We start from the raw sequence: 21,141 nt of genomic DNA, 5'->3' as shown, positions 1-21,141 counted from the left end.
CAGCAAACATGCTCAACAAATGGATGAAAATCGGCCTGGTCACCGTCATGACCTCGCTCTCGCTCGGCGCCAGCCTCGCTGAAGCCGCAGGCGTGCTGACCATCGGCCGTCGGGAGGACTCCACCACCTTCGACCCGATAAAGACCGCGCAGAACATCGACTTCTGGGTGTTTTCCAACGTCTATGACGTGCTGGTCAGGGTCGACAAGAGCGGCACCAAGCTGGAACCGGGCCTGGCGGAAAGCTGGACGGTCTCCGAAGACGGCCTGACCTACAGCTTCACGCTTCGCGATGCGAAGTTCTCCGACGGCAGCGCGATCACCGCGGACGATGCCGTGTTCAGCCTCACCCGCATTCGCGACAACGAAGGCTCGCTCTGGCGCGACTCCTACAAGGTCATCAAGACGGCGGAAGCCAAGGATCCGAAGACGCTGGTGGTCACGCTTTCCAGCCCGTCCGCGCCGTTCCTGTCGACGCTTGCCATGCCCGGCGCCTCCATCATCTCCAAGGCCGGCCTCGAATCGCTCGGCGAGGACGCCTATGCCGAAAACCCGATTGCCTCCGGCGCCTTCGTCGTTAAGGAATGGCGGCGCGGCGACCGAGTGATCCTGGAGAAGAACCCGAACTTCTGGCAGGCCGATCGGGTGTCGCTCGATGGCGTCGAATGGATCTCGGTCCCGGACGACAACACCCGCATGCTCAATGTGCAGGCCGGCCAGCTCGATGCGGCGATCTTCGTGCCCTTCTCGCGCGTGGAAGAGCTGAAGAAGGACGCCAACCTGACCGTCCATTTCGACACCTCGACCCGCGAGGATCACCTGCTCATCAATCATGAGCACGGCGATCTTGCGAAAAAGGAAGTCCGCGAGGCGATCGACTACGCGATCGACAAGAAGGCGATCGTCGACACCGTCACCTTCGGCCAGGGCGAGGTCGCCTATTCCTTCATTCCGAAGGGTGCGCTCTACCATTATGCCGACAATCTGCAGCGGCCCTATGATCCGGAAAAGGCAAAGAGCCTGCTGTCCGCCGCCGGCGTCAGCGGGCTGACGCTGAACTATCTCGTCAATGCCGGCAACGAGGTCGACGAACAGATCGCGGTCCTGCTGCAGCAGCAGCTGCAAAAGGCCGATATCACCGTCAACCTGCAGAAGATGGATCCGAGCCAGACCTGGGACATGCTGGTCGCAGGCGAATACGATCTGTCGGTCATGTACTGGACCAACGACATCCTCGATCCCGACCAGAAGACCACCTTCGTCGTCGGTCACGACAGCAATATGAACTACATGACGCGCTACAAGAACGACACGGTCAAGGATCTGGTGGCGGCCGCCCGCCTGGAGATGGATCCTGCCAAGCGCGAGCAGATGTATATCGACATCCAGAAGATGGCGAAGGCCGACGTAAACTGGATCGACCTCTATTACAGCCCCTTCATCAACGTCTCGCGCAAGAACGTCGAGAACTTCTACCAGAACCCGCTCGGCCGCTTCTTCCTGGAAGATACCGTCAAGAACTGACGCCGCCGCGAGGTCGGATCACACGATCGACCATGCCCGCCCGGACCATCCGGGCGGGCATTTCTCGTTCGGCGAAATGGTTTATCGTCCGATGCGGCTGTACGCCACGTTGCGGGCGAGCCAGCAGCCGAGCGTCACGCCGCTGACCGCGCCATCGGCGCTGCGCTCGATCTGCAGGGTCCAGTCTCCCGGGGCGGGTGCATCCATGGAACGCCGGCACGGCAGCGTCCAGACATCGGCGCCGCGCGGCTGCAGAGAGGTCATCTCACCCCTGCCGAGAAAGCCTTCGAAAAAGCCGTGGAAGACCCCATTGGTCTCGACGATCTCGAACGATGCGTCGAGTTCGTCGCTGTGATAGCGCCCGGCAATGTCCGGCCGCGCCTCGCCCCCAACCCGCTTCGCAACGCCGCGCAGATTATCCCGCCAGCGTTCGTAGGTGATCTCGTCGCCGCGCCGGGACAGCGTCATCGATGCGGAGCGCGCCGTATCGGCATCGGTCACGATCAACCGCTCGGCCCCGCCGGCATAGGTGGCCTTGAGGCCGCTGTGGCCGGGCGAAAGGGTGAGCAGCAGGCCGGTATCCGGATCGAGATAGCGCCCCTTCCAGTTTTGTTCTGCCGGCGCGCCCTTCTCGTCCTGCGCCCCCAGCCCCAGCGCTGCCCCCATGAGACGCCGGGCGGCGCCGTGCGCATCGCCTTCGTGATGGAGGAGCACGACCACCGACAGCCGCTCGGACGCGGCGTGCAGCCGGTGCGCCCGGAAGCCGCGCAGCGCGCCGCCATGCCCGGTGGTGCGGATCTCGCCGATCCGGTCATGGGCCAGGCCGTTGCCATAGGGTGCCTCCCGCCCGTCGGCGAAACGTTGCGGCCGGGCAAGGCGCCGGTAGATCCCGGCCTCGTCGTCCCGGGTCCGATCGATGAAGCGCTCCCAGGCCAGCATGTCGTCGAGCGAGGCCGAAATGCCGGCATCTCCCGTCCAGAAAATCCGGTTTGTCGCGGGAAAATACCCGACGGCCTCGTTGCCTTCGTGGCCGACGAGGCCATCGGCAGGGGTCGTCGTGTCCGGCAGAAGTTCGGCTGTCGGCATGTCCGCCGCATCGAACAGATGGGCGCGGTAGAGTTCGCCCAAGGAGCGGCCCGCATGGTCTTCGATGATGTCCGACAGGATGCGGAAATTGCCGTTCGAATAGGAATATTGATGCCCCGGTTTAAAATGGGTGCTCCGCATGCGCGCAAACAGCGGCTTGGCATCCTCCCGCCGGAAGACCCCTTCCGCATCCGCGCCGTGAAGCACCGTCAGCGCCCAATAGTCGCGCAAGCCCGACTGGTTGTTGCAAAGGTCCCGGGTGCTTGGCAGGGGCGTGCGCAGGGCGGGAAGATGAGCAGCGATGCGCGCGTCGAACTTTTCGAGATCGTCGGTCAGGCTGAGAAGCACCCCGCAGGTAAACTGCTTGCTGATCGAGCAGATGGGGAAGCGGGTCTCGGGCGTGATCGGCCTGTGCTGCTTGGGATTGGCATATCCCCAGCCGTGGCGCAGCACGACCACGCCCTCTTTCACGACCCCGATCACCCCGCCCAGCCCATGCGTTTTCTGGCTCAGCTCGGCCGCGGCCCGCTCCAGGCCCTGAATATCGATCGCTGTCATGACGTCCTTCGGATTTCGCAAGAGAAACAATGCGAAGATCTTAGCGAACTCCTCCGCCGAACGATATGCCGATGAAAGCGGGTTTGCGCGGCGGGAAGGCTCGGCCTGCTGCCTGCCAGGGAGGTGCTGTTCCGGCCGACCGGGCCGGAACAGCGTTTCGCGCCCCGGTCAGACCTGGCGCAGGCCGCCATCGACGCAGAGTTCGGCGCCGGCGATGTAACTCGCCTCGTCGCTGAGCAGGAACAGCGCGGCAGCGGCCACCTCGTCCGGCCGCGCCATCCGCTTCATCGGAATCGGCGCGACAAGCGTCGCGCGCATCTCCTCGCTCACGGCCGCCATCATCTCCGTATCGGTCGGACCGGGAGCGACGACGTTGACGCGTATCCCCTTCGGCGCCAGCTCGGCCGTCCAGGTCCGCGCATAGGAGCGCACGGCCGCCTTGGTGGCCGCATAGGTGCCGTAGGAGGCGAAGCCGCCCTGGTCGGCGATCGAGCCGACAAGAACGACCGAGCCCCCCTCGCCCATGGCAGGAAGGGCCGCCTGCAGCCCGAACACCATGCCCCGGACATTGACGTCGAAGTGACGATTGAAATGCTCCGGCGTAATGGCCTCGATTTCGGCCGGCTCGGAGAGACCGGCATTGAGAACGAGCGCATCGATCCGCCCGCGCGCCTTCCGCACAGTGTCGACCGCCGCCAGGAGGTCTTCCGGAACGCTGGCATCGGCGGCAATGCCGGTCGCATGTCCACCGAGGCGCGCGGCCGCCTGATCGGCATCGTCTTTTCGGCGGCTGGTGAGGAAGACGGTCGCCCCTTCCCCGGCCAGGCGCTGCGCGATCGCCAATCCGATACCCTTGGCGCCGCCAACGACCAGGGTGACTTTGTTCTGCATTCGAGCCATCGGAAATCCTTTCGAGTGATGGTCCCGATATGATATACGTCATAAATCTGGTATCAATTACGCACCTGAAGTAGACTAGATATGGACGACTATACCGACCTCCAAGCCCTCTCGGACTGCGCCCTGCGCGACATGGCGGCCCTGCGCCCCGTGCTCGACAAGATCGCCGACAAATGGACGATCCTGATCCTGACGGTAATCTGCCCCAAACCCTCGCGCTTCAACGAAATCAAGCGCCGCCTGAACGGGATTACCCACAAGGCCCTGGCCGACGCCTTGAAACGGCTCGAGCGCAACGGCCTCGTGACCCGAACCGTGCTGCCGACGCAGCCGGTCGGCGTCGAATATGCCATCACCCCCCTCGGCCACTCGCTGCGCGAACCCTTCGAGGCCCTGTGCGCCTGGGCAGCAGCAAACGGCACCCGCATCGACGCAGCCGCTCAACAGTATGACGAGAGGGGTGAGGATCGGCGGTGAGACGACGCGCGCTGTGCCGCTGACAAGGAGCGACTTTGCTGCTGCCGGGACGACATGTCCGTCCCGGTCTCGGACCGCATGCGACTGAACCAATCGCGGCCAGCCGACCTTTCTACGAGATCGAGAGGTTCCAGAGACGGATTGCGTTGTGGCTCAGCAGGGCGTCGCGCTCGGCGAGGCTGCAGCCGGAGAGGAGGGCGTGGGTGGTTGCCACCCAAGGCAGAAGTCCGCCGCCCAGCGTGCAGACCGGCCAGTCGCTGCCCCAGACGACGCGGTCCCAGCCGAAGGCCCCGATCGTATGCTCGACAAAGGGGCGCAGCGTGTCGGCCGTCCAGCGCTCTGAATCAGCATAGGCGACGACGCCGGAAATCTTGCCGAAGACATTCGGCCTTTGCGCCATCTCGCTCACCTGGGCGCGCCAGAGCGCGTCGTCGCCGGCCTGAATGTCCGGCACGCCGCAATGGTCGAGGATGAAGACGCAGTCGGGGACGAGATCGACCAGCGCCATCGCCTGTTTCATCTGGCGCGGCAGCACGCAGAGATCGAAGGTCAGCCCGGCACCGGCGAGATGCCTGATGTTCTCGCGGAAGAGCGTGCTCTCGGAGAGATCGTCGGGCATGACATGCAGCACGCGGCGCAGCCCCTTGACGAAGGGGTTTTGCCGCTGCGCCTCGACATAGGCCGGGAAGCCCGCCTCTTCGGGGCGGCAGGAGGCGATGGCGCCGGCGATCAGGCTGCCCGGTGCGGCGGCGAGCTGGGCGACATGGTCCGTTTCCCGCTCGATATCGCCGGGCGCGACATCCACTTCCATATGCAGGCTGGCGACGATGCCCGCGCGCTGAGCCTGCAGGCGATAGGTCTCGTAGAGATAATCGTGGTCGAGCGCCGGCACATCGGCCAGCCACGGATAGGACAGAGCCGACCGGTCGATGAGATGAAGATGCGTGTCGATGATCATTGGACCGGCTCCCCCCGTATGCGCTCTCCTCTATCTCACACGGAAACGAGACGTTCAAATAAGAAGAATGGCGGCAGCTATCGCATTCCGATAATGCGGCGCACGCCTCAGCTATCCTGTGGAATGTCCGATCCGGCGAGCAGCGACAGCTGGGCTGCGGTCTTCAACAGCATCGAGATCGTCGTCGTGATGTCCGGGGCGTTCGGCGCGTTGACGAGGCTGATATAGGGACAGGTAAGCGCCGCAATCCCCTTGCCGTCTGGACCGAGGATGGGCGCGGAAAGATTGTAGACCCCGGCGATTTGGGCCGAGGCCATCATCGCGTAGCCGCGCAGGCGGATGTCGTCGAGCCGTGCGTAGAAATCCGGCGTCAGCGTCACCTCCTCCCGGCTCTTCACATGCTCCGAAATCATCATCTCCCGCTCGCCCGGCGTGCGAAAGGCCAGCAGCACATGGCCGGAGCCGGTGTCGAAGAGGCTGACATGCGAGCCGACCCGGATCGAGATTCCCCAATAATCCGGGGCCTCCTGCTGGGCGATGATGACGGCTGACCCGCGGTCGAACACCGCCAGCTGGTTGGCCTGGCGGCTGCGCTGGGCGAGATCGCGCATCAGCGGCGTTGCGTAGGACGCGAGCCGGCGGGTCGGCGCATGGAGCTGGGCCAGTCCGAACAGCTTCAGCGTCAGGGAATAGCGGTCGCCATCGATCCGCGTGATGTAGCCGCGCCGGACGAGACGATCGAGCATGCGGTAGAACTCGTTGGGGCTGCGGCCGAGCTTTCGCGCAATTTCCGCCTGCGTCAGACCGCCATCGACGCTGGCGAGCAGCTCCAGAATGTCCAGGCCCTTGTCGAGCGCCGGCGCACGGTAGCGATCGTCTTCCGCATCCACGGCTTCGTTTCCCCGATAAATCGTCATCTTCATATACGAAGAGGCCGGCGGCGAGGCAACAATGGCAGGCCTTGACGACCTGTGCGAGTTGCGATTTGTAAATGAATGAGCCTCCCATATGTGAGAGAGAGGGAGAAAGAGACTGAACCGAGGGGGAGTACGGAAGACCGACTTCTTCCTGGCGGGGAGCGATCAGCGAAAGGAGGATCGAAGCGCCGCGAGACGCATCGATCATCGACACCACGCTTTCACCCATGACTGTGATCGCTTACGGTTTGTTCGGCGCGCCTTGAGGGAGAGGTTCGGGGCCGGGCGAACGAACGGTGAGAAGCGTGAGCGAAGCAGGGGCCATCCAGCCGCAGACCACAGCCTTCTGACGCAATGACGACAACGATGAGGACCAAAGCGATGACGACAAAACTCGGCGGCAAGACGGTGCTGATCACCGCGGCCGCGCAAGGCATTGGCCGGGCCACGGCGCTCGCCTTTGCCGCGGCGGGAGCCACGGTTCACGCCACCGATATCAATGTGGAGATTCTGTCGGAGCTTGCCGGCGAGAGCGGGATCGTAACCCATCGGCTCGACGTCCTGGATACGGCGGCGGTCGAGGCGCTGGTCGCCGAGATCGGACAGGTGGACGTGCTGTTCAACTGCGCCGGCGTCGTACATGGCGGCAGCATTCTCGACATGCCGGACAAGGATCTCGATTTTGCCTTCGACCTCAACGTCAAGGCGATGATCCGCACCATCCGTGCGGTTCTGCCCGGCATGCTCGCCCGCAAGGACGGCGCCATCATCAACATGGCCTCGGTCGCCTCGAGCATCAAGGGCGTGCCGAACCGCTTCGCCTATGGCACCACCAAGGCGGCCGTGATCGGCCTGACCAAGGCGATCGCCGCCGATTACGTCGCCGAAGGCATCCGCTGCAATGCCATCTGCCCCGGCACGGTCGAGAGCCCCTCGCTCGAAGGCCGGATGCGGGCGCAGGGCGATTACGAGGCGGCACGGGCTGCCTTCATCGCACGCCAGCCCATGGGGCGGCTTGGAACGCCGGAGGAAATCGCCGATCTCGCCGTCTATCTGGCCGGCGCCACCTATACGTCCGGCCAGGCCTGCGCCATCGACGGCGGCTGGACCATCTAACCTGCATTCTTGCCCAAGGACTAGGACATCATGAAACTCGTTCGTTATGGCGCCGCCGGCGCCGAAAAGCCGGGCCTCGTCGATCGCAATGGCGTGATCCGCGACCTGTCCGCCCATGTCTCCGATATCGCCGGAGCGGCCATCAATCCGCAGGCGCTGGAGACCTTGGCGGCGGTCGATCCCGAGAGCCTGCCGCTCGTCGACGGCGATCCACGCCTCGGTCCCTGCGTTGCCGGCACCGGCAAGTTCATCTGCATCGGCCTCAACTATTCCGACCACGCCGCCGAAACCGGCGCCACCGTGCCGTCCGAGCCGATCATCTTCATGAAGGCAACCTCGGCGATTTCCGGCCCGAACGACGACCTCATCATCCCGCGCGGCTCGGAGAAGACCGACTGGGAGGTCGAGCTCGGCATCGTTATTGGCCGCACGGCGAAATATGTGAGCGAAGCGGACGCGCTCGATTACGTCGCCGGCTATTGCACCATCCACGATGTCTCCGAACGCGCCTTCCAGATCGAGCGCCAGGGCCAGTGGACCAAGGGCAAATCCTGCGACACCTTCGGCCCGACCGGCCCCTGGCTGGTGACGAAGGACGAGGTGCCGGATCCGCAGAACCTCTCCATGTGGCTCAAGGTCAATGGCGAGACCATGCAGGATGGCTCGACCAAGACCATGGTCTACGGTGTCGCCCATCTCGTCTCCTATCTCTCGCAGTTCATGTCGCTGCAGCCGGGCGACATCATCTCCACCGGAACGCCGCCGGGTGTGGGCATGGGCATGAAGCCGCCGCGTTATCTGAAGCCGGGCGATGTCATCGAACTCGGCATCGACGGGTTGGGTACGCAGAAGCAGACCGCCCGCGCTGACATCTGACGAGACAAAGGCATCCTCCCATGACCCGCATCACCGACCTCAAGGTCTACGACCTCCGGTTCCCGACCTCGCAGAGCCTGGATGGCTCGGATGCCATGAATCCGGATCCGGACTATTCCGCGGCCTATGTGGTTCTCGAAACCGACCGGCCGGGGCTTGCGGGTCATGGGCTGACCTTCACCATCGGGCGCGGCAACGACATCTGCTGCATGGCGATCGAAGCCATGCGCCACCTCGTCGTCGGCTCCGAGCTCGCCAGCATTCTCGCCAATCCCGGCCGCTACTGGCGGCATTTGACCGGCGACAGCCAGCTGCGCTGGATCGGGCCGGACAAGGGCGCGATGCACCTGGCAACCGGCGCCGTCGTCAATGCCGTTTGGGATCTTCTGGCCAGGGAGGCCGGCAAACCGGTCTGGCGGCTTGTTGCCGAGATGAGCCCGGAGCAGATCGCCGACATCGTCGACTATCGCTACCTGACCGACGTGCTGACCCGGGACGAGGCGATCGAGATTCTCACGCGTGCCGAACCCGGCAAGGCGGAGCGGATCGCGGTGCTCGAAGCCGAGGGCTATGCCTGCTACACGACCTCCGCCGGCTGGCTCGGCTACGACGATGCAAAGCTGCGCCGGCTCTGCCAGGAGGCAATCGACGCCGGCTTCAACCATGTGAAGATGAAGGTCGGCCGCGATCTCGAAGACGATATTCGCCGGTTGACCATCGCGCGCGAGGTGATCGGACCCGACCGCTATCTGATGATCGACGCGAACCAGGTGTGGGAGGTGGACGAGGCGATCGCGTGGGTCAACAGGCTCGCCTTCACCAAGCCGTTCTTCATCGAGGAACCGACCAGTCCCGACGATGTCGCCGGCCATGCCAGGATTCGCCGGGCGATCGGACCGGTCAAGGTGGCAACCGGAGAGATGTGCCAGAACCGCATCATGTTCAAACAGTTCATCGCCGAGGGCGCGATCGATATCGTCCAGATCGACAGCTGCCGCATGGGCGGGCTGAACGAGGTGCTGGCCGTGCTTCTCATGGCGGCGAAATACGAGCTGCCGGTCTGGCCGCATGCCGGCGGCGTCGGCCTGTGCGAATATGTGCAGCATCTCTCGATGATCGACTACATCGCCGTTTCCGGCACGAAAACCGGGCGCGTGATCGAATATGTCGACCACCTGCACGAGCACTTCCTCGACCCCTGCATCATCCACAATGCCGCCTATATGCCACCCAGCAAACCCGGCTTCTCGATCGAGATGAAACCCGAATCGATTGCGCAGTACACCTTCAAGCGCTGAGAGACCGAGCTCCGCCCCTCCTCGCGTCAACGAACCGGTTACGAGCCCGTCATGGTCCTGTCTCATCATCAGTTTCCTGCGCCGGAAACGCCCTTCGACAACGGCGCGCCGATTCGCACCGAGCGGATGATCATCACCGGTCGGCTGGACGTCGCGCGCTTCCTGCCCTGGATCCGCCGCCATTCCGCCAAGCTCGGCATCCGCCAAACGGTCGACCATGCCGACGAGGCGCGCATCGAACTGACGGTCATGGGCCCGGTGGAGCTGATCGATGCGCTGGAAATGGGCTGCTCGCTCGGCCCCATCTCGGTCTGGGTGGAGGACATCCAGCGCGCGGACGCTGTGGCAGCCCATTGAAACACAGCCTTGAAGGGCATCGTTTCGGCTCGCCGGAAAAAAGGCTTGTGCGTAAATATTAGCCATCATTGCGCCTGCAGAAATATTATGCAAACGTGCGCCTGGACGTCGCCGGACCCTTCTGGCCAGCGCGCCCGAACTGCCGCTTCGAAATGCCTTGGAATGTCACGATGTCTCTGGATCCCGCTTCCGTCTGGACCCCCGTCGCTCTTTCGGCGGATCTTCCACCAGCGTCGGTCCTTCCAGCTCGCCTGGCCTCTGCCTCGCTCGCCGTCTGGCGCGCGCAGGGGGGCGCAGTCTTAGCCGTTGCGGATCGCTGTCCGCATCGCGGCATGCGGCTTTCCCATGGCTTCGTGCGCGGCGAGGCGCTTTCCTGCATCTATCACGGCTGGCGCTACGGCAAGAGCGGACGCTGCCTCGCCATCCCCGCCCATCCGGGACTGGAGCCGCCGGAGGCCATTCGCGTGGCGACCTACCGGACAGAAGAGCGGGACGGCATCATCTGGGTGACGGAGAGCGAGGATGCGGGCGATGCGCCGGCCCATGACGGCTTCGTCGGCCTGCGCAGCGTCACGATCGCCGGCATGCCGGAGACGCTGGCCCTGCAGTTCGATGGAACGATCGCCGGCACGGCGGCGCGGCTTCTCACCGCTCCATCCGGCGAAGCGGGCATGACCCTCGTGCATCTGCTCGTCCCGGCCACCGCCACCGATCCGCAAAAGATCGCCGCCTCGCGTGCGCTGGAAGCCCTGCGCCGACAGACCGAAACCGCACGCAGCGGAGATGCCGCATGACCAGCAACGCTATGATCGACCAATGGTACCCGGTCGGGCTTTTAAGCCAGCTCCGCTCCGAAGGCCGCGAAACCCTGTTGATGGGCGAGACGATCCGCGTCGCCCGTGGCGCCGATGGCACGGCCGCCGTTGCCACGGCCGAGGGACGCGCCCTGCCCGTCACCGAACGCTACGGCCATGTCTGGTCCTCGCTCGGCCAGCCGGCCAAGCCGCTCTTCGACATTCCGGAAGCCGAGCAGCCGGGCCGGCGCATGGTCGATGTCGGCGTGGTGCGCGTGCGCTGCTCGCCGCTCCGGGCTGTGGAGAATTTTCTCGACATCGCCCATTTCCCCTTCGTCCACACCGATATCCTTGGCGCAGAACCGCACACGGAGGTCGAGAACTACAAGGTGGAGATCCGCGAGGACGCCGACGAGGTCTGGGCGACGCAGGTGAAGTTCTATCAGCCGCAAGCCGCCAAATCGGCAAGCGGCGGCATCACCACGGAATATATGTACCGGGTACCGGCGCCGACCTGCTCCGTTCTCTACAAGACCTGCCCGCCCCGCCCCGGCGAGTGGGACGTGATCACGCTTTTCGTGCAGCCGCTGACGGAAGAACTCTGCGACGTCTGGCCCTGGATGGCGCTGTTCGACGACGAGACGCCGATGACCGATCTCATCCACTTCCAGCAGATGATCTTCCTGCAGGACCGTTCGATTCTGGAAAACCAGATCCCGCGCCGCCTGCCGCTCGATCCGGGCATGGAAATCCCGACGCGGGCCGACCTGACCTCCGTCGCCTATCGCCGCTGGCTGAAGCGCCACAGCTTCACCTATGGCGCGCAGCTGGTGGCCCAATGACCGCGCCGTCCATGGTTCTCTACGACTACATCCTCTCGCCAAGCTGCTACAAGGCGCGCCTGATGGCGGCGCTGGCCGGCGTCACGCTGGTGCTGCGGGCGGTCGATTTCCATCCCGGCGCCGAACATCGCGGCCCCGATTTGATGAGCCTCAATCCGGCCGGCTCCATCCCGATCCTCGTCGATGGCGATCTGGTGCTGACCGAATCCTCCGCAATCCTCGTCTATCTCGCTGCCCACGCCGCACCGGCCTTTCTCGGGCCAGGCGATCCGGCAACGAGCGCCCGCATCCAACAGTGGCTGGCTTTCTCGGCCCGGCTGACAGCGAGCCTTGGCGGCGCACGGCTGCATGAAATGCTGCACCGCCCCGGCGCGGTCGACACGCTGCGTGCATCCGGCGTCACGGCCCTGCGCGAGCTTGAAGCGGCGCTGTTCGAACAGCGGCTGAAGGCCGAGCCCTTCCTCACTGGTCCCACGCCGACGATCGCCGACATCGCCTGCTTCCCCTATGTCGCGCTGGCGCCGGATGGCGGCGTCTCGCTCGACGCCTACCCCTCGATCCGCCTCTGGATGCGGGCGGTGCGGGCGCTGGAGGGCTTCATCGAAATGCCGGGCATCCACCGCCTGCACGAGCTGAAGCCGGATCCGCACGAAACGCCAGAAACCGTGGAAGCCTGATCCGATGGCCGGGCATCTCCTCAAGAACTGCGCCGCCGTCATTCTCAACGATGGGACGGGACCCTTCGTCCGCCGCAATGTCGATCTTCTGACCGAGAACCAGGCCATCAAGGCGATCGGCACCGATCTCGCCGGCCTACAGCCCCTGCCCGAGGGAACCGAGGTGTCGGATGCCACCGGCTGGTTCGTCTATCCGGGGCTCGTGAACACGCACCATCATTTCTTCCAGTGCTTCGTGCGCAACCGCGCCGAGCTCGACTGGACGAAACTCTCCGTCATCGAATGGCTGGATCGCATCTATCCGATCTTCGCCCGGCTGACGGAGGATTGCTTCTACCATTCCTCGGTCACGGCCATGGCCGAGATGATCAAGCATGGCTGCACCACTGCCTTCGACCACCAGTATAATTTTCCGCGCCATGCCGGAAAGCGGTTGATCGACCGGCAGTTCGAAGCGGCCGATCTCTTCGGCATGCGCTTCCACGCAGGACGGGGCGGCAACTCGCTGCCGAAATCGGAAGGATCAACCATTCCGGATGAGATGCGGGAGACGACGGACGAATTCATCGCCGATTGCGCCCGGCTGATCGAGACCTATCACGACGATGCGCCCTTCAGCCTGCGCCAGGTGGTCGTCGCCCCCTGTCAGCCGGTCAATGGCTACCGCGAGACCTTCGCGGAATCCGTCCGTCTCGCGCGCGACAAGGGCGTGCGCCTGCACACCCATGTCGGCGAAGGCGAAAGCCCGGTCATCTTCGCGCGCCACGGTGCCCGAACGGTCGATTACCTCCATGAGATGGGCTTTGCCGGGCCGGACACCTTTTATGCCCATTGCTGGGAGCTAACACATGACGAGCTGGCCACCATGGCCGCTTCCGGCACCGGTGTCGCCCATTGTCCGGAGCCAGTCTATCTCGTCGGCGCCGAGGTGACCGACATCCCGGCCATGAGCGCGCTCGGCGTTCCGATCGGACTTGGCTGCGACGGGGCGGCGTCCAACGACAATTCCAACCTGATGCACTGCATTCATTCGGCCTATATGCTGCAATGCCTCGTCGCCCAGACCCGCGCCCACCCGGTCCCGCCTCCGGCCGACTTCCTGGGCTATGCGACGACGGGCGGCGCGCAGATGCTCGGCCGGGCTGATATCGGACGTCTCGCCCCCGGCATGGCCGCCGATCTCTTTGCCATCGACACCCGCCGCATGGACTATGTCGGCACGCGCCACGACCCGTTGAGCCTGATCGCCAAGGTCGGCATCGGCGCGCCGACCGACATGACCATGATCAATGGCCGCATCGTCTGGGCCAAGGGTGAATTTACCGGCCTCGACGAGGGCAAGCTCTTTGCCGAGGCGGAAGCCGCGCTCGCCACCATCGATCTGTAAAACCAGAAGAACCAAAAGAGGGAAACGAACATGATCACCGCCATCAACCGCCGCGCGCTGCTCAAGGGCGTCGCACTGACAGGCCTTGCCAGCGCCATCGGCGCCCGCGTCACGCTCGCCGCCGACGAACCGCTCGGTATCGCGCTCGTCGTGCCTTCGCCGATCGGCGATGTCGGCTGGGGCCATGCGCTGGCCGCCGGTCTGGAGCCGATCAAGGCTGCCTATGGCGACAAGGTGAAGGTCACGATCCTCGAAAACATCCCGGAGGGTCCGGATGCCGACCGGATCATGAACAAGGCGGTGGCCGACGGCAACAAGGTGCTGATCGCCGGCTCGTTCGGCTACCAGAATGGCGGCCTGCAGATCGCCCGACGCAACAGAGACGTCACGGTGCTGCACGCCTCCGGTTTCCAGGTCGCCCCGAACTTCTCGCCCTTCGCCGCCAAATATTTCCAGGGCACCTATCTGATGGGCATGGCGGCCGCCGCGCTCACCAAGTCCAACAAGCTCGGCTCCGTCTCCGCCTTCGCGATCCCCGAGCTCATAACCTCCATCAACGCCTTCACGCTCGGTGCCCAGGCGGTCAAGCCCGAGATCGAGGTCTCCGTGGTCTGGGTCAATTCCTGGTTTGACCCGGCCAAGGAGCAGGAAGCCGCCAAGGCGCTGATGGCACAGGGCTGCGACGTGATCTTCTCCAACGCCCAGGATACCCCTTCCGTCATCTCCGCCTGCGAAGAGGCGGGCGTCTACGCCTTCAACCTGAATTCCTCGATGAAGAGCTATGCGCCGAAGACCTATCTCGGCTGCGTCGCCACCGACTGGTCGCCCTTCTTCAAGGCCTCCGTCGATGCCCATGTTGCCGGCACCTTCAAGGGCGCAAACGCCTTCCTCGGCATGAGCGACAAGGTGGTGGCCGTGGTCGACTGGAACACGGCCGTTCCCGCCGAGAACATGACCAAGATCAAGGAGGCCGAAGCCAAGATTGCCGACGGCAGTTTCTCGCCCTTCACCGGCCCGATCGCCAAGGCAGATGGCTCGGACGGCGTGCCGGCCGGCAAGACGCTGACGGACGGCGAGATCGTCGCCATGGACTGGCACGTCAAGGGCGTTACCACGCCGCTGCCGAAGTGATCGCACCTCCATGCCAGATCCAGCCAACACGGAGGTGGGCCTGAGGCCCCCGCTGCTCTCGCTTCGCGGCCTGTCGAAGAGCTACGGCCAGATCCACGCCAACCAGGCGATCGATCTGGACGTGGCGGACCATTCGATCCATGCGATCCTCGGCGAGAACGGCGCGGGCAAGTCCACCCTGATGAAGCTGATCTACGGCGTGGAGGCGCCCGACGAAGGCAGCGTGACCTGGCGCGGCGAGCCGCTCCGGCTCAGCTCCCCGGCCGAAGCCCGCCGACAGGGCATCGGCATGGTGTTCCAGCATTTCTCGCTGTTCGAGACCCTGACGGTGGTGGAAAACATCGCTCTCGTCGTTCCCGGGCGCAAGCGCGATCTCGTCGCGCGCGTGCGGAGCCTCGGCCGGGATTTCGGCCTCGAGGTCGATCCGCTCGCCCATGTTCATGCCCTCTCGGTCGGCGAGCGGCAGCGGGTGGAGATCATCCGCTGCCTGATGACCGATCCGAAGCTCATCATTCTCGACGAGCCGACCTCCGTGCTGCCGCCGCAATCGGTGGAGACCCTGTTTGCAACGCTGCGGCGCCTGCGCGATGGCGGTGTTTCGATCCTGTTCATTTCCCACAAGCTCGAGGAAATCCGGGCGCTGTGCGACCGCGCCACGATCCTGCGGGCCGGCCGGGTGACCGGCCATGTCGATCCACGCGCCCATGACGCCCACGACCTCGCCCGGATGATGATCGGGCGCGACATGCCGGAGATTCCCCCGGCAGTGGCGATGGAGACCGGAGAGAAACGGCTGGAGCTGATCGGCCTCGACCACCGGCCGGAGGATCCCTTCGCCGTCGCGCTGAAACGCGTGACGCTGGAGGTGAAGGCGGGCGAGATTCTCGGCATTGCCGGCATATCCGGCAATGGGCAGTCGGAGCTTTCCGCGATCATCTCCGGCGAAACCCGCCTCGGCCGGGAGGCCAAGGACCGTATTTTCATGATGGGCGAGGATGTCGGCCGGCTTGGTGCTGCACAGCGCCGGCGCCTGGGTTTTGCCTTCGTGCCGGAGGATCGGCTTGGCCACGGCGCCGTGCCCGAACTCTCCCTGTCGTTGAACGGCCTCTTGACCGCCCATCCGATTGGGCTCTTGAAACAGGGGTTCATCGACCGCGCCGAAGCGAACCGTTTCGCCGAGACCTGCATTCGCGATTTCGATGTCCGCACGCCCGGCGTGGAGGCGGAAGCCGGCGCGCTGTCGGGCGGCAATCTGCAGAAGTTCATCGTCGGGCGGGAGATCATGCTGGCTCCGAAGCTGCTCTTTCTCGCCCAGCCCACCTGGGGCGTCGATATCGGCGCCGCCACCGCCATCCGCCAGCGCCTGATTGCGTTGCGCAATGACGGCATGGCGATCCTCGTCGTGTCCGAAGAAATCGAGGAGCTTTTCGAAATCTGCGACCGGATCCAGGTGCTGCATGACGGAGCGCTCAGCCCCTCGCTGATCACCCGCGAAACGCGCCTTGAGGATATCGGCCGCTATATGATCGGCGCGGCAACGACGCCCGGCGCCGAAGCCGCCGGCGGAAAGGGCATCGCATGAGAACCGTCCCGCATCTCGTCCGCCGCGAGCGCGCATCGCTGGCCGCCACCCTGCTCGCACCGCTCGCCGCCCTCGCCGCCGCGACGCTCCTCAACCTCGCGCTCTACGCCGTCATGGGCCGCAGCCCCGCTGCGGTGTTTCATGCCATGCTGCTCGACCCTTTTCTCAGCTGGGCCGCCTTTTCCGAAGTTCTCCTGAAAATGGGGCCCTTGCTGCTGATCGCGCAGGGGCTCGCCATCGGCTTCCGCGCCAAGGTGTTCAATATCGGCGCGGAGGGTCAGTTCATTCTGGGCGCCATCTTCGCCTCCGCCATTCCGGTCTGGTATCCGGCGGCAACCGGCGGCTGGATCTGGCCGGCCATGCTGCTGGCCGGCGCGGTCGGCGGCGCGCTGTGGGCGGCGATCACCGCCTTCTGGCGGGTGCGGCTGAATGCGAACGAGATCCTCGTCTCGCTGATGCTGAGCCTCGTTGCCGCACAGGTGCTCAACTATCTTCTGCTCGGCCCCTGGAAGGACCCGAACGGCTTCAATTTCCCCCAATCGGTCATGTTCCAATATGACGCCATGGTTCCGATCCTGATCGATGGCACCCGCGTCAACTGGTCCTTCCCTCTGACGATCCTGCTGTCGCTTGCCGCCTATGTCTTCATGCAGAAGAGCTTCATGGGCTATCGGCTGCAGGTAGGCGGCCTGGCGCCGCGCGCGGCCGGCTATGCCGGTTTCAGCGAGGGTGGCGCGATCTGGATGTCGCTCCTCATCGGGGGTTTCGCGGCGGGTCTTGCCGGCGCGGCCGAGGTGGCCGGACCGATCGGCCAGTTGCAACGGTCGATCTCCACCGGTTACGGCTATGCCGCAATCATCGTCGCCTATCTCGGCGGGCTGCATCCGCTCGGCATCCTCGTCTCCTCCCTGCTGATGGCCGTTCTCTATATCGGCGGCGACACGGCCATGGTCTCGGCCGAACTGCCGATCGCAGCGGTGCGGGTGTTCCAGGGCAGCCTGCTGATTGCCTATCTCATCGCCGTCGCCTTCGTGCGCTACCGGCTCGAATGGCCGACCCCCCTTGACCGGAGGCCGGCATGAGCGCGGTCGACTTCATCCTTGCCGGAATGCTGGCTGCCGCCACGCCCTTTCTGCTGGCGGCACTCGGCGAATTGGTGGCAGAGCGCGCCGGCGTGCTCAATCTCGGCGTCGAGGGTCTGATGGCGCTGGGCGCGGTGGTCGCCTTCATCATCGTCTATCATGGCGGCGGCCATGTGCTCGCCTTCCTGGCCGCGGGCCTGGCAGGCGTGCTCCTCTCGCTCCTCTTCGCGCTGGTCGCGCTCGGCTTTCGCGCCAATCAGGTCGCCACAGGCCTTGCGATCGGCATTCTCGGCCAGGGCCTCTCTGCGCTGTTCGGCAAGTCCTATGAAAGCCTGACGGTCAAGGGCCTGCCGAAGATCGCCCTCCCCGGCCTCTCCGACCTGCCGGTCGTCGGCGGGCTGTTCAGCCAGGACCTCGTCGTCTGGCTGTCGCTGGCTCTCACGCTCGCGATCTGGGCCGGCTTCGCCTTTACCAAGACCGGGCTCGTCATCCGCGCTGTCGGCGAAAACCCGAACTCTGCCCATGCGATCGGCTATTCCGTTCAGGGTGTTCGCCTGGCTGCAATTGCCTTTGGCGGCCTGCTGGCCGGCTTTGCCGGAGCCTATGCATCGGTCGTCTATACGCCGCTCTGGGCCGATGGCATGATTGCCGGACGTGGTTGGATCGCCATTGCGCTGGTCGTCTTCGGCACCTGGCTGACCGGCCGCATCTTTCTCGGCGCCTGCCTGTTCGGCGCCGTTTCGCTGATGAGCCTTGCGGCGCAGGCGACAGGCGTCGAGCTGCCCTCGCAGCTCCTGTCCAGCCTCCCCTACCTGATCACCATCATCGTCCTCGGCATCATCTCCGCCAACAAACGCCTCCTCAAACTCAACGGCGTCGCTTCACTGGGCGAGCCGTTCGAGCGGTAGGAGACAAGAACAACAACGACGCTTCAGCTAGGCGGTCTCGTGCTCGAACACGCTCGGACTGACCGAAGAGCACTCCGCCGGCCGCAGGCTTCATTTCCGGTTTGCGGTTCCTTCATCTGGATACCAACCGCAGACGGAGGCCTTACAGCATCCATCAGTGACGCATGTTCAATGACAGGTTTATGTAAATTTTCGGCTCGACCTACTGCCAGCGGAAGCCGTAACCGCCCGGTTCCGTTTAGCGGCCCAACGCTGCTGTGTTCCCTCGAACGGAAAGTCTTTATGAGCGGCGGAAATTAAAAAACGTCGTCGACTGCGCGCGTTCCTTCCAGCGCCCCCCTTTTCCCGAAACGCAGGAAAGCCCCGTCGGCGAGAGCGAGCGGGGCTTTTGGTGTTTTGGGTGTGTTTGGTTGCGGGGGCAGGATTTGAACCTGCGGCCTTCAGGTTATGAGCCTGACGAGCTACCGGGCTGCTCCACCCCGCGGAATGGGATTGGTTTGGGGATATGTGATGAGAAGACTGGATGACTTGCGCTTAGCAGACCTGGCAGCGACCGACTCTCCCGCGTCTTGAGACGAAGTACCATAGGCGCTGGGGCGTTTCACGGCCGTGTTCGGAATGGGAACGGGTGGGGGAACCCCGCGATGACCACCAGGTCGGCTAAGGGCAAGTGTTTTTCGAGAAGCTGGATTTGGGGCGAAGTGCGAAGTGCGCAGTGCGAATAGGGTATTCGCCAGTCGGCAATCGCTGGTTTTGAACACGTCGTTGGTATGGCAGTGGCGAGGGAGCCGTTTGGAGGCTCCGCAAGCGCGTGCCGGATTTTTCCAGCAGCCGGCAGAGCCGAGCCGCCGGGCGTCCGGCGCGCCGTGCGCAGCGAAGCGGCCGAAGGCCGCGACAGCGCGAGCACATAACATGGCATCATCGCCGCGCGGCGCGCGGTGATGAGCACAAGCAATGGGAACGATCAAGATCGAACGAACGATTAGTACCGGTAAGCTTCATGCATTGCTGCACGTCCACACCCGGCCTATCAACGTGGTCGTCTTCCACGGTTCTTCAGGGAATACTCGTTTTCAGGGGGGTTTCCCGCTTAGATGCCTTCAGCGGTTATCCCGTCCATATATAGCTACCCTGCTATGCCCTTGGCAGGACAACAGGTCCACCAGAGATATGTCCATCCCGGTCCTCTCGTACTAGGGACAGATCCTGTCAATATTCCTACACCCACGGCAGATAGGGACCGAACTGTCTCACGACGTTCTGAACCCAGCTCACGTACCGCTTTAATTGGCGAACAGCCAAACCCTTGGGACCTGCTCCAGCCCCAGGATGCGATGAGCCGACATCGAGGTGCCAAACAACCCCGTCGATATGGACTCTTGGGGGTCATCAGCCTGTTATCCCCGGCGTACCTTTTATCCGTTGAGCGATGGCCCTTCCACGCGGGACCACCGGATCACTATGACCGACTTTCGTCTCTGCTCGACTTGTCAGTCTCGCAGTCAGGCGGGCTTATGCCATTGCACTCGACGACCGATTTCCGACCGGTCTGAGCCCACCATCGCGCGCCTCCGTTACTCTTTCGGAGGCGACCGCCCCAGTCAAACTACCCACCATACACTGTCCCGGATCCGGATAACGGACCGCGGTTAGACATCCATGACGATAAGGGTGGTATTTCAAGGATGGCTCCACAGGAACTGGCGTCCCTGCTTCAAAGCCTACCACCTATCCTACACATGCCGACACGAATGCCAGTGTAAAGCTATAGTAAAGGTGCACGGGGTCTTTCCGTCTGACCGCAGGAACCCCGCATCTTCACGGGGAATTCAATTTCACTGAGTCTGCGTTGGAGACAGCGGGGAAGTCGTTACGCCATTCGTGCAGGTCGGAACTTACCCGACAAGGAATTTCGCTACCTTAGGACCGTTATAGTTACGGCCGCCGTTTACTGGGGCTTCGATTCAAAGCTTGCACCTCTCCTCTTAACCTTCCAGCACCGGGCAGGCGTCAGACCCTATACGTCGTCTTACAGACTTCGCAGAGCCCTGTGTTTTTGATAAACAGTCGCTACCCCCTGGTCTGTGCCACCCCATCCTGGTTGCCCAAAATGGGGTCACGCTTCTTCCGAAGTTACGCGTGCAATTTGCCGAGTTCCTTCAACGCAGTTCTCTCAAGCGCCTTGGTATACTCTACCTGACCACCTGTGTCGGTTTCGGGTACGGTCTGTACGGTGGGGCTCTTTCCTGGAACCGGTTCCCTGCAAGGCGCAATCCAATAAGCCCTCACAAGTTGCCCGATCCGTCACTTCCCACCAGGCCCACGATTATTAACGTGGTTCCCATCGACTACGCGTGTCCGCCTCGTCTTAGGGGCCGGCTAACCCTGCTCAGATGAACTTTAAGCAGGAACCCTTGGTCTTTCGGCGAGAGGGTCTCTCACCCTCTTTATCGTTACTCATGTCAACATTCGCACTTCCGATACCTCCAGGAGCCCTCACGGGTCTCCCTTCACTGGCTTACGGAACGCTCCGCTACCCCAACGATCGTAAGATCGTCAGCCTCAGCTTCGGTGCATGGCTTTAGCCCCGTTACATTTTCGGCGCAAAACCCCTTATTTAGACCAGTGAGCTGTTACGCTTTCTTTAAATGATGGCTGCTTCTAAGCCAACA

18 protein-coding genes, 1 tRNA gene and 2 rRNA genes (1 of these 21 cut by a window edge) are annotated in these 21,141 nt (G+C 63.8%); 14 read left to right on the top strand and 7 right to left on the bottom strand.

What is annotated here, in order from left to right; genetic code table 11:
- Nucleotides 1–8: 8 nt before the first annotated feature.
- Nucleotides 9–1,523, top strand: a complete 1,515-nt coding sequence (locus U8330_RS03875) for an ABC transporter substrate-binding protein (protein WP_416236812.1) — start codon at nucleotides 9–11, stop codon at nucleotides 1,521–1,523.
- Between the two features lie 81 nt (nucleotides 1,524–1,604).
- Here U8330_RS03875 and U8330_RS03870 read toward each other — a convergent pair whose 3' ends face one another.
- Entirely contained in the window at nucleotides 1,605–3,167 is a 1,563-nt protein-coding gene (locus tag U8330_RS03870; RefSeq protein ID WP_323103822.1) for a D-aminopeptidase, read from the bottom strand.
- Between the two features lie 168 nt (nucleotides 3,168–3,335).
- On the bottom strand, nucleotides 3,336–4,067 hold the full coding sequence (locus U8330_RS03865) for an SDR family oxidoreductase (RefSeq protein ID WP_323103821.1): 732 nt from the start codon (nucleotides 4,065–4,067) through the stop codon (nucleotides 3,336–3,338).
- Between the two features lie 81 nt (nucleotides 4,068–4,148).
- Between U8330_RS03865 and U8330_RS03860 the strand changes: the two genes are divergently transcribed.
- A complete protein-coding gene (locus tag U8330_RS03860; RefSeq protein ID WP_323103820.1) occupies nucleotides 4,149–4,544 on the top strand; it encodes a helix-turn-helix domain-containing protein in 396 nt (131 codons plus the stop codon).
- 112 nt (nucleotides 4,545–4,656) lie between these two features.
- On the opposite strand, the gene U8330_RS03855 is transcribed toward U8330_RS03860, so the two are convergent.
- Together U8330_RS03855 and U8330_RS03850 are read right to left on the bottom strand one after the other, a co-directional pair.
- Nucleotides 4,657–5,502, bottom strand: coding sequence for an amidohydrolase (locus U8330_RS03855; RefSeq protein WP_323103819.1), 846 nt, complete (start codon nucleotides 5,500–5,502; stop codon nucleotides 4,657–4,659).
- Nucleotides 5,503–5,609: 107 nt separating this feature from the next.
- Nucleotides 5,610–6,419 carry an IclR family transcriptional regulator gene (locus U8330_RS03850; RefSeq protein ID WP_323107146.1) on the bottom strand — a complete coding sequence of 270 codons (810 nt, stop codon included), beginning with the start codon at nucleotides 6,417–6,419 and terminating at the stop codon, nucleotides 5,610–5,612.
- Between the two features lie 381 nt (nucleotides 6,420–6,800).
- On the opposite strand from U8330_RS03850, the gene U8330_RS03845 reads away from it, so the two are divergent.
- The 12 genes from U8330_RS03845 (at nucleotide 6,801) to U8330_RS03790 (ending at nucleotide 18,469) form a co-directional block, all read left to right on the top strand.
- On the top strand, nucleotides 6,801–7,535 hold the full coding sequence (locus U8330_RS03845) for an SDR family oxidoreductase (protein WP_323103818.1): 735 nt from the start codon (nucleotides 6,801–6,803) through the stop codon (nucleotides 7,533–7,535).
- 30 nt (nucleotides 7,536–7,565) lie between these two features.
- On the top strand, nucleotides 7,566–8,411 hold the full coding sequence (locus U8330_RS03840; RefSeq protein WP_323103817.1) for a fumarylacetoacetate hydrolase family protein: 846 nt from the start codon (nucleotides 7,566–7,568) through the stop codon (nucleotides 8,409–8,411).
- A gap of 20 nt (nucleotides 8,412–8,431) precedes the next feature.
- Nucleotides 8,432–9,709: an L-fuconate dehydratase gene (locus U8330_RS03835; protein WP_323103816.1), complete on the top strand. Its 1,278-nt coding sequence runs from the start codon at nucleotides 8,432–8,434 to the stop codon at nucleotides 9,707–9,709.
- A gap of 126 nt (nucleotides 9,710–9,835) precedes the next feature.
- Complete coding sequence (locus U8330_RS03830; RefSeq protein WP_323107145.1) at nucleotides 9,836–10,066, top strand: acylphosphatase; 231 nt, start codon at nucleotides 9,836–9,838, stop codon at nucleotides 10,064–10,066.
- A 170-nt stretch (nucleotides 10,067–10,236) separates the two neighbouring features.
- Entirely contained in the window at nucleotides 10,237–10,860 is a 624-nt protein-coding gene (locus tag U8330_RS03825) for a Rieske (2Fe-2S) protein (RefSeq protein WP_323103815.1), read from the top strand.
- Nucleotides 10,857–11,702 (top strand): aromatic ring-hydroxylating dioxygenase subunit alpha, encoded by an 846-nt coding sequence (locus tag U8330_RS03820; protein ID WP_323103814.1) that lies wholly within the window; start codon nucleotides 10,857–10,859, stop codon nucleotides 11,700–11,702. Before U8330_RS03825 ends, U8330_RS03820 begins: the two co-directional genes overlap by 4 nt.
- 11 nt (nucleotides 11,703–11,713) lie before the next feature.
- Nucleotides 11,714–12,379 carry a glutathione S-transferase family protein gene (locus U8330_RS03815; RefSeq protein WP_323107144.1) on the top strand — a complete coding sequence of 222 codons (666 nt, stop codon included), beginning with the start codon at nucleotides 11,714–11,716 and terminating at the stop codon, nucleotides 12,377–12,379.
- Nucleotides 12,380–12,383: 4 nt separating this feature from the next.
- Nucleotides 12,384–13,766, top strand: a complete 1,383-nt coding sequence (locus U8330_RS03810) for an amidohydrolase (RefSeq protein ID WP_323103813.1) — start codon at nucleotides 12,384–12,386, stop codon at nucleotides 13,764–13,766.
- Nucleotides 13,767–13,799: 33 nt separating this feature from the next.
- Complete coding sequence (locus U8330_RS03805; RefSeq protein ID WP_323107143.1) at nucleotides 13,800–14,897, top strand: BMP family ABC transporter substrate-binding protein; 1,098 nt, start codon at nucleotides 13,800–13,802, stop codon at nucleotides 14,895–14,897.
- A gap of 40 nt (nucleotides 14,898–14,937) precedes the next feature.
- The gene (locus U8330_RS03800; protein WP_323107142.1) at nucleotides 14,938–16,479 is read left to right on the top strand and encodes an ABC transporter ATP-binding protein; all 1,542 of its coding nucleotides are present in this window, start codon (nucleotides 14,938–14,940) and stop codon (nucleotides 16,477–16,479) included.
- Nucleotides 16,476–17,561 (top strand): ABC transporter permease, encoded by a 1,086-nt coding sequence (locus tag U8330_RS03795; RefSeq protein WP_323103812.1) that lies wholly within the window; start codon nucleotides 16,476–16,478, stop codon nucleotides 17,559–17,561. The genes U8330_RS03800 and U8330_RS03795 overlap by 4 nt, the downstream gene beginning before the upstream one ends.
- Nucleotides 17,558–18,469: an ABC transporter permease gene (locus U8330_RS03790; protein ID WP_323103811.1), complete on the top strand. Its 912-nt coding sequence runs from the start codon at nucleotides 17,558–17,560 to the stop codon at nucleotides 18,467–18,469. Before U8330_RS03795 ends, U8330_RS03790 begins: the two co-directional genes overlap by 4 nt.
- 407 nt (nucleotides 18,470–18,876) lie before the next feature.
- Here the strand turns inward: U8330_RS03790 and U8330_RS03785 are convergent.
- The 3 genes from U8330_RS03785 to U8330_RS03775 all read right to left on the bottom strand — a co-directional run.
- Nucleotides 18,877–18,953: transfer RNA gene (locus U8330_RS03785), tRNA-Met, on the bottom strand.
- Nucleotides 18,954–19,010: 57 nt separating this feature from the next.
- A 5S ribosomal RNA gene (rrf, locus tag U8330_RS03780) occupies nucleotides 19,011–19,125 on the bottom strand.
- 304 nt (nucleotides 19,126–19,429) lie between these two features.
- Nucleotides 19,430–21,141, bottom strand: a 23S ribosomal RNA gene (locus tag U8330_RS03775); it runs 1,176 nt beyond the window's last position.

Origin of the sequence: Rhizobium sp. CC-YZS058, assembly GCF_034720595.1 — a bacterium.
Classification (GTDB): domain Bacteria; phylum Pseudomonadota; class Alphaproteobacteria; order Rhizobiales; family Rhizobiaceae; genus Ferranicluibacter.
Note: the sequence above shows the minus strand (reverse complement) of the source record. Positions and strands in the feature narration are given on the sequence as shown.

Excerpts from the sequence above, each read along its gene's own strand:
- U8330_RS03835 (WP_323103816.1), top strand. The coding sequence starts at position 8,432 with ATGACCCGCATCACCGACCTCAAGGTCTACGACCTCCGGTTCCCGACC.
- U8330_RS03840 (WP_323103817.1), top strand. The coding sequence starts at position 7,566 with ATGAAACTCGTTCGTTATGGCGCCGCCGGCGCCGAAAAGCCGGGCCTC.
- U8330_RS03820 (WP_323103814.1), top strand. The coding sequence starts at position 10,857 with ATGACCAGCAACGCTATGATCGACCAATGGTACCCGGTCGGGCTTTTA.
- U8330_RS03845 (WP_323103818.1), top strand. The coding sequence starts at position 6,801 with ATGACGACAAAACTCGGCGGCAAGACGGTGCTGATCACCGCGGCCGCG.
- U8330_RS03850 (WP_323107146.1), bottom strand. The coding sequence starts at position 6,419 with ATGACGATTTATCGGGGAAACGAAGCCGTGGATGCGGAAGACGATCGC.
- U8330_RS03825 (WP_323103815.1), top strand. The coding sequence starts at position 10,237 with ATGTCTCTGGATCCCGCTTCCGTCTGGACCCCCGTCGCTCTTTCGGCG.
- U8330_RS03810 (WP_323103813.1), top strand. The coding sequence starts at position 12,384 with ATGGCCGGGCATCTCCTCAAGAACTGCGCCGCCGTCATTCTCAACGAT.
- U8330_RS03830 (WP_323107145.1), top strand. The coding sequence starts at position 9,836 with ATGATCATCACCGGTCGGCTGGACGTCGCGCGCTTCCTGCCCTGGATC.
- U8330_RS03870 (WP_323103822.1), bottom strand. The coding sequence starts at position 3,167 with ATGACAGCGATCGATATTCAGGGCCTGGAGCGGGCCGCGGCCGAGCTG.
- U8330_RS03875 (WP_416236812.1), top strand. The coding sequence starts at position 9 with ATGCTCAACAAATGGATGAAAATCGGCCTGGTCACCGTCATGACCTCG.
- U8330_RS03860 (WP_323103820.1), top strand. The coding sequence starts at position 4,149 with ATGGACGACTATACCGACCTCCAAGCCCTCTCGGACTGCGCCCTGCGC.
- U8330_RS03815 (WP_323107144.1), top strand. The coding sequence starts at position 11,714 with ATGGTTCTCTACGACTACATCCTCTCGCCAAGCTGCTACAAGGCGCGC.
- U8330_RS03855 (WP_323103819.1), bottom strand. The coding sequence starts at position 5,502 with ATGATCATCGACACGCATCTTCATCTCATCGACCGGTCGGCTCTGTCC.
- U8330_RS03865 (WP_323103821.1), bottom strand. The coding sequence starts at position 4,067 with ATGGCTCGAATGCAGAACAAAGTCACCCTGGTCGTTGGCGGCGCCAAG.
- U8330_RS03795 (WP_323103812.1), top strand. The coding sequence starts at position 16,476 with ATGAGAACCGTCCCGCATCTCGTCCGCCGCGAGCGCGCATCGCTGGCC.
- U8330_RS03790 (WP_323103811.1), top strand. The coding sequence starts at position 17,558 with ATGAGCGCGGTCGACTTCATCCTTGCCGGAATGCTGGCTGCCGCCACG.